Origin of the sequence: Halomonas kalidii, from assembly GCF_030010475.1 — a bacterium.
GTDB classification, from domain to species: domain Bacteria; phylum Pseudomonadota; class Gammaproteobacteria; order Pseudomonadales; family Halomonadaceae; genus Halomonas; species Halomonas heilongjiangensis.
This window is the reverse complement of sequence record NZ_JASCQN010000055.1, coordinates 24529-30528: the sequence shown is the minus strand read 5'-3', so window position 1 is coordinate 30528 and position 6000 is coordinate 24529. Positions and strand designations below refer to the sequence as shown.

Annotated in this window: 5 protein-coding genes; 1 reads left to right on the top strand and 4 read right to left on the bottom strand. The window is 65.1% G+C overall.

Going from position 1 to position 6000, the window contains the following annotated elements; genetic code table 11:
• From QLQ85_RS22535 to QLQ85_RS22525, 3 genes are all read right to left on the bottom strand, one after another.
• Positions 1–536, bottom strand: a 536-nt coding sequence (locus tag QLQ85_RS22535) for a cytosine permease (protein WP_282741046.1), incomplete at its 3' end; no start/stop codon positions are given.
• A gap of 69 nt (positions 537–605) precedes the next feature.
• Positions 606–1991: an NCS1 family transporter gene (locus tag QLQ85_RS22530; protein WP_282741045.1), complete on the bottom strand. Its 1386-nt coding sequence runs from the start codon at positions 1989–1991 to the stop codon at positions 606–608.
• 129 nt (positions 1992–2120) lie between these two features.
• Positions 2121–2867: an aspartate/glutamate racemase family protein gene (locus QLQ85_RS22525; protein WP_282741044.1), complete on the bottom strand. Its 747-nt coding sequence runs from the start codon at positions 2865–2867 to the stop codon at positions 2121–2123.
• A 536-nt stretch (positions 2868–3403) separates the two neighbouring features.
• Here QLQ85_RS22525 and puuE point away from each other — a divergent pair.
• The gene (puuE, locus tag QLQ85_RS22520; protein WP_282720938.1) at positions 3404–4342 is read left to right on the top strand and encodes an allantoinase PuuE; all 939 of its coding nucleotides are present in this window, start codon (positions 3404–3406) and stop codon (positions 4340–4342) included.
• A gap of 97 nt (positions 4343–4439) precedes the next feature.
• On the opposite strand, the gene QLQ85_RS22515 is transcribed toward puuE, so the two are convergent.
• On the bottom strand, positions 4440–5879 hold the full coding sequence (locus QLQ85_RS22515; RefSeq protein WP_282741043.1) for a YfcC family protein: 1440 nt from the start codon (positions 5877–5879) through the stop codon (positions 4440–4442).
• Between the last annotated feature and the right edge of the window lie 121 nt (positions 5880–6000).

Sequence of the window (6000 nt, the reverse complement as noted above, 5' to 3'; positions counted from 1 at the left end):
ATGCGGTCGATGCCCTGCCAGAAGATCGCGATCTGGAACAGCCACACGATCACGAACGACACCCAGGCCACGCCCGACAGGCCGAGGAAGGTCGTACCGTCGCCGGCACCCACGAAGGCGGTGATCAGCAGCGCCACCGCGGTGGAGGCGAAGTAGGTCTGGACCCCGTACCAGAAGATGCCGATGATCGCCCGCAGCAGGGCCGGCAGGTTGGCGCCGCGCACCCCCATGCTGGCGCGGATCATCACCGGGAAGGGGATGCCGTACTTGACGCTGGGCTTGCCGGTCAGGTTGACCAGGAACATCACGATCACCCCGGCCAGGATGATCGCCGCCATCACCGCCCAGCCGTTTAGTCCATATGAGAGGAACAGCGAGGCCGCCAGGGTATAGCCGAACAGGCTCTGGATGTCGTTGGACCAGACGTTGAAGATCTCGAAGGCGCCCCAGTTGCGGTCCTTGTGCTTGAGCGGGGCCAGGTCCTCGTTGTACAGGGTCGGGTCGATGGTCTGGATGTCCAGATCACTCTCTTTCATCGTCATCACCGTTATGGTTATGGGGGTGGTGATAGCCCCCGCCCGGCGGCTGCCGGACGGGGCAGAGGATCACTGACGGAAGCGCTGGCAGGGGGCCCAGTGCTTCATCAGCAGGTAGTAGGTGAGGCCGGCCGGGATCAGGCTGGCGTACCAGGAGACCGCGGAGAAGCTCAGGGCGGCGGCGATGCCCACCAGGGTGGCGATCAGGGCGGCGTAGTTGACGCCCTGGTAGGGGCCGGCCTCGTCATACAGCTTGCCGAGATCCAGGGTACGGCGACGAATGATGTAGTAGTCGACCACCAGGATGGCGAAGATCGGACCGAGGAAGGCCGAGTAGGTCTGCACGAAGAGCTGCAGGCCGGCGGCGGACTCGGGCTGCACCAGCTTCCAGGGGAAGGTGGCGAAGGCCAGCAGGCCGACGATCACGGTGGCGATCGGGAACTTCATCTTGAACACGTCCATCAGCACGTAGGTCGGCGGCACCACGTTGTTGAGCACGTTGGTGGTGACCTGGGCGAAGGCGATGAACAGCAGGGTGGTCATCAGCAGCGGGGTGTTGTCCACCGCGTTGGCGAACACCTGGATGGGGTCGGCGGTGCCGGTGGCCTCGGAGACCATGAAACCGATCAGGCCCATGAACAGGGTGCAGGGCAGGATGGACATGGCGTAGATGGTGGTCAGGATGCCCGGTCCGGTGCCGTGCTTGTGCTCACGGGAGTAGTCGCTGACGTTGAGCATCATGGTGCTGTAGATACCCAGGAACAGCATGGTGGCGCCCCAGAAGGGCAGGCCCCAGGAGCCTTCCATGGTCAGCAGGTTGGCCGACAGCTCGTCGCCGTAGCGCTGCACCGTGGCATAGAACATGTAGGTCAGCGAGGCGAGGATGAAGGCGCTGCCGATGTTCTCCAGCCACTTGATGCCCTGGAAGCCCATCACCGACAGGCCGATCTGCAGGAACTGGAAGGTGATGAAGTAGAACACCAGGTTGTCGAAGCCGAACAGCGTCGCCGAGACCATGTTCAGGGCGCCGGCACCGATCCAGCTCTGGAAACCGTACCAGACGATGGCCGGCACGGCGCGTACCAGTCCCGGGATGCGGGTACCGGAGAAGCCGAAGGCACTGCGCGCCTGGACCATGAAGGGGATGCCGTACTTGTAGCCGGCGGCACCATTGATGGCGAGCGCGATGCCGATCACGAAGCAGCCGATGGCGATGGCCAGGGTCGCCTGGATAAGGTTCAGCGTGCCGACCACGCTGGAGCCCATGGCGAAGGTGCCGATCGAGACACAGCCACCGAACCAGGCCAGGAAGTAGGAGGCCCGGCCCATGATGCGGGTCTGCTGGGGAGCGAGTGACTCGTCCCCGGGGGCCTTGGTGCCGTCATGGGCGACGGCTCCGCCGGATATCGGCAGATCGGTGTCTGCCGTCGTGGGTTGCGGGTTGGGATGGCTCATGATGTTGTCCTCGCAAGTCGTTGCTCGATGTTGTGGTTATGCCCCGGCGGGCGACGGCCCGGCTGGGGATGCTTGCGGCGTGCTCTGTGGCTTCGGTTTGTCGTTGTGTCGTGGTGGTGCGTTGTCCGGTCAACGCAGTGGAGTCAGCTCCGAAAGGTAGGCGAAGCGCCCGGTGAAGGCCTTGGGACGCGGGAAGGCCAGGTCGCCATGCTTGCTGGTGCCGAGTCCCAGTCCCACCAGCGCCTCGGTCAGTTTCACCGCGGCGGTGACGCCCTCGACTACCGGCAGGCCCACTTCCCGGGCGATCTCGTCGGTGAGATCGGCCATGCCGCCACAGCCCAGCACGATGGCGCCGATACCGTCCACGTCACGGGCCCGTCGGCATTCGCCGATGAGGCGGCTGAGTGCGGCGTCGCCGTCCTCTTCCAGGTCCAGCACCGGGATCTCCGCAGCCCGTACTCGGCGACAGTGGTGACGGAAGCCGTACTGCTCGAGCAGGTGCTCGGCGATGATGCCGGTACGCCCCAGGGTGGTGACAATGGAGAAACGGGTGCTGATCAGGCTGGCCATGTGGAAGGCGGCCTCGGCGATGCCGATCACCGGCGCCCGGGTCAGCTCGCGGGCCGCCATCAGCCCCGGATCGCCGAAGCAGGCGATCACATAGGCATCGGCGCCCTCGCGCTCGCCGGCCAGCACCTCCTCGAGGACGCCCACGGCGCTGATCGCCTCGTCGAAGTGGCTCTCGATGGAAACCGGCCCGGCGTCGGGCTGGGTCGCCGAGATATGGGTGCCCGGCGCGGCGATGCGGCGTGCCGCCTCGCCGATCGTCGCCGTCATGCCGGCGGTGGTGTTGGGGTTGATGACGCGGATATGCATGGCGTTGGCTCTCTTGTATGTCTTGTGAACAACGTAAAATGTCTTTGTACACAAAATAGATGGCTTTTGTTTTATCCGCAAGTCGTGGCGCGAGACTCGCCAGGAGAGAGAATATCTTTTTGGAAACAGAGGGTTGTGGTGTGTTTTGAGATCCTTTCGGCCGGGGCGACCTACTAGACGATGGTCGCTAGCCTGATCTGGCTCTTTTCTTGTCGACATCTTCTCTGCTTGATTGTATACACTTTGCGCTGTCTTGCTCCGACGGAGTCCCGACGGGCTCGTATCGTCTCTGGAACGTCATCCCCGGGCACCGATGGCAGGAAAAGTCAGAAAGGGGGTTGCAGTCGCATTGAACACACCCTATCTTTTTCTTGTATACATAAATTCCTTGCCCGCTACCCTAGTGCGCCAGTGCGGTGGGTGGTGGTACCCCGAGAGTGGCTGTGCCGACACCTGGTGATGCACCAGGCAGCCGTCCACGCGGTGTCGCACTGAACGCTCAAGTCGGGTGCCCATAACAATCAGGAAATTTCGCCATGACCCAGCCTGCTTCTTCAGACTATCCCCGTGACCTGGTCGGCTATGGCCGCACGCCGCCCCATGCCAACTGGCCGGGCAGGGCGAGGATCGCCGTGCAGTTCGTGCTCAACTACGAGGAGGGCGGCGAGAATTGTGTGCTGCACGGTGACGCCGGCTCCGAGCAGTTCCTCTCCGAGATCATCGGCGCTCCGGCGTTTCCCGATCGACACCTGAGCATGGAGTCGATCTACGAGTACGGCTCGCGGGCCGGGGTGTGGCGTATCCTGCGGGAATTCGAGCGCCGTGGCCTGCCGCTGACCGTGTTCGGGGTGGCCATGGCCCTGGAGCGTCATCCCGAGGTGGCTCACGCCTTCAAGGAACTGGGGCACGAGATCGCCTGCCATGGCTACCGCTGGATCCATTACCAGGAGGTACCGGAGCACGTCGAGCGCGAGCACCTGCAGCGTGCCATGGCGATCTTCCAGCGCCTCTACGGCGAGAAACCGCTGGGCTGGTACACCGGCCGCGACAGCCCCAATACCCGACGCCTGGTGCTCGACGAGGGAGGCTTCCTCTACGACAGCGACTACTACGGCGACGACCTGCCGTTCTGGACCCGGGAAACGGACAGCCAGGGGGGCGAGCACGACCACCTGGTGGTGCCCTACACCCTCGACAGCAACGACATGCGCTTCGCCGCCCCCCAGGGCTTCAACACCGCGGATCACTTCTTCACCTACCTGCGCGACGCCTTCGATGTGCTCTATGCCGAAGGCGAGGAGGCGCCGAAGATGCTCTCCGTGGGCCTGCACTGCCGGCTCATCGGCCGCCCGGGCCGCTTCCGCGCCCTGCAGCGCTTCCTCGACCACATCGAGGCCCACGACCGGGTCTGGGTGACCCGCCGTGTGGACATCGCCCGCCACTGGGCCGAACACCACCCGGCGCCGGCACGCTGAGGCTCAGGGAATGATATCGCCCTGGAAGACGAGCAGGCCCCGCCCGGCAATGCCGGGCGGGGCCTGGTGGCTGGCTGCGGGGTCGAGGGTCAGGCGATCAGCCGACCCACTGGGTGGCCTGGGCGAAGGCCAGGAAGCCCAGGGCGATCAGTACCCAGACGCAGAACAGCGGGAAGAAGAACTTCACCCACTTCTGCCAGGGCACCCCGGCGATGGCCAGGGTGGCCATGAAGTAGCCGGAGGTGGGGTACAGGATGTTGCCCATGCCGTCGCCGAGCTGGTAGGCCAGCACCGCGGTCTGGCGAGTCACGCCGATGATGTCGGACAGCGGCGCCATGATCGGCATGGTCACCAGCGCCTGGCCGCTGCCGGAGGGCACCACGAAGTTGAAGGCAAGCTGGGCGAAGTACATGCCGATGGCCGACAGCAGGGTGGGCAGCTCACCGACCAGATTGCCGAGGCCGAAGACGAGGGTATCCATGATCTGGCCATCCTCGAGCACCACGGCCACGCCGCGGGCCACCCCGGCGATCATGGCGCCGACCAGCACGTCGCGGAAGCCCTTGTTGAAGGCCTCGCAGATGCTATCGGTGGTCAGCCCGGCGATCAGGCCGACGACGATGCCCATGACGATGAACAGGCCGGCCATCTCCATCATGAACCAGCCCTGGCGCAGCACGCCGTAGACCAGCAGGCCGAAGAAGGCGAAGGTGGCGATCGCGGCCAGCTTCTGGCGGCCATTGGCCAGCAGGGCGCCTTCGTCGCTGGCATGCTGGTAGAGCGCGCGCTTCTCGGCCTCGTCAGCGTCTCCGGCCATCAGGCTCAGCTCGGGGCTGGCCTGGACCCTGCGGGCATAGCGCATGACGAAGTAGATGCCGGCGCCGAGCACGACCACGAAGGCGGCGGCGCGCAGGCCGAAGCCGGAGTAGAGGGGCAGGTTGGAGAGTTGCTGGCCGAGCCCGGTATTGATCGGGTTGAGGATGCCGGTGGTGAAGCCCGCGGTGGTGGCGCACAGTGCCACGGCGGCGGCGGTCACCGAGTCGAAGCGCAGGGCGATCATCAGCGGCAGGATGACGGGCACATAGACCAGCGCCAGCTCCTGGGTACCGATGATGGTGGCGACCACGGCGAACACCGTCATCAGCACCGGGATCATCAGCAGGCTTCGGCCGGCAAACTGGCGGCTGAGCTTGTCGACGCCGATCTCGATGATGCCGGTGCGCCGCAGCACCATGAACATGCCGCCGATCATGAAGGTGAAGAACACCACCTCGCCGGCGCTCATCAGGCCATTGGGTATCGCCAGCATGAAGTCGACGATGCCGGTCGGGTTGGGCTCGACGAACTGGAAGGACTCGGCATCGATGGTGATGCGTCCATTGGGGCCGGGGATCCGCTCGAACTCGCCGGCCGGCACGAAGTGGGTCGCCACCGCCGCGATGGCGATGAAGACGAACAGGATGACGTAGATATGCGGGATCTGCCAGTGGCGCCGCTTGGCGCTGGTGGTCTGGGTGGTGTCGGGGGATTGGGACATGGTGTGCCTCGCGTTGTTGTTGGCGGTGTCGCTATAGTGGAGCGGCGCCGAAGCGCCCCGGCCGCGGTTGGCGCCGCAGGAAGGATCGAGGCCGGGGGGAAGTTGCCTGGGGCGGCCATCC